At 49.9% G+C, this 1,165-nt stretch carries 2 protein-coding genes; both read left to right on the top strand.

Features of this window, described 5'->3' with window-relative positions:
* Positions 1–222, top strand: a 222-nt coding sequence (locus C8N32_RS15185; protein ID WP_211309723.1) for a hypothetical protein, incomplete at its 5' end; no start/stop codon positions are given.
* Positions 223–254: 32 nt separating this feature from the next.
* Complete coding sequence (locus tag C8N32_RS14895; protein WP_146159740.1) at positions 255–1,046, top strand: ImmA/IrrE family metallo-endopeptidase; 792 nt, start codon at positions 255–257, stop codon at positions 1,044–1,046.
* Positions 1,047–1,165: the final 119 nt, after the last annotated feature.

Raw genomic sequence — 1,165 nt, 5'->3', positions numbered from 1 at the left:
CACCGCCGGTCACCCCGCCAGCAGGATCGACGAGCTCCTGCCATGGAACTTCAACCCGTCAAGCTGAACAGGCGTGCCGCGGTGACAGCGCTTACCAATAGAATGGTGTTCTTCAAATCTTTCAGTTTTAACATTGGTTGGAAAGAGCAGAACCGGGAAGCGTCGATCTTTTCGCGCGTGCCCAAACCTCACTGGCTCAAACGCCCCGGAAGCCTTCTCTAGTTCAAATATTTTCGTTTTGGTCTTGAAATTCCATGCAACATAACGCGGACGCCCTGATTGCTAAATTACTTCGAGGAGTTTCAACTAACCACGTTGAAACAACAAGGGATGCCTGGCGGGATTTGTTGAGAGCTGGTCCGAATTCAGTTGCAACTGTAAGAACTAAACTTGCTTCGGATGTCTGGCACAATGCTCCACGTGGTCCAGTCGCGCGGTATCTAGGCGTTCTGCTTATGCTGCTTGATGAGCTTGATCCGAAATCGTTTCGAATGGAAATCGAGCGACTGTCGCGAACCAATCTCCACCCGCTGCATCGTCAAACGCTAAAACTGATGAGTAATCGCGTCGCCGAAAGGCCCGAGGTAACTTTGAACAACAACATTCCTGTTTTTATTGCTTCCGATGTTTCTAAACCTTATCGCACTAAAAACGTACTTAAAAAGTGGAGCTGTTTTCTCCCTCAGGATGCGCTTGAAAATGTTACCCGCATCGATGTTATCAGGAGCCAGCCGCAATTGGATTACCTCGGATTATACAATCTGTTCTTCTCAGGGATCGTATTGGCGTGGCCTGAGCAAAACGTAAATGTGATTACACGATGGCTTATAGCCCTTCGGTCAGAGTTTACCTTTTACCATGAGGTTGGGCATCACGTATTGGGTCATGCTGAAGGTGGGCAAGTCGCCGAACAGGAAAAACAGGCAAACGCCTATGCGGCAAAAATAATGCGGAAGTCTCACCCTGTACTGATGACAGCGGCAAAACTGTTTGTTCGTGCTTCCCGGCTATTGCGTAGAAAAGACAGCAATAAGAGCGGGAATTGAGATCTTGGCCTATTCCAGCTAGTTGTAAGCGCTGTCACCGCGGCACGCCTGTTCAGCTTGACGGGTTGAAGTTCCATGGCAGGAGCTCGTCGATCCTGCTGGCGGGGTGACCGGCGGTG

This window comes from Rhodovulum imhoffii (assembly GCF_003046545.1).
GTDB lineage: Bacteria > Pseudomonadota > Alphaproteobacteria > Rhodobacterales > Rhodobacteraceae > Rhodovulum > Rhodovulum imhoffii.
Note: the sequence above shows the minus strand (reverse complement) of the source record. Positions and strands in the feature narration are given on the sequence as shown.

What these genes read in the sequence shown, in the direction of transcription:
- C8N32_RS14895 (WP_146159740.1), top strand. Translation starts at nt 255, where the DNA reads ATGCAACATAACGCGGACGCCCTGATTGCTAAATTACTTCGAGGAGTT.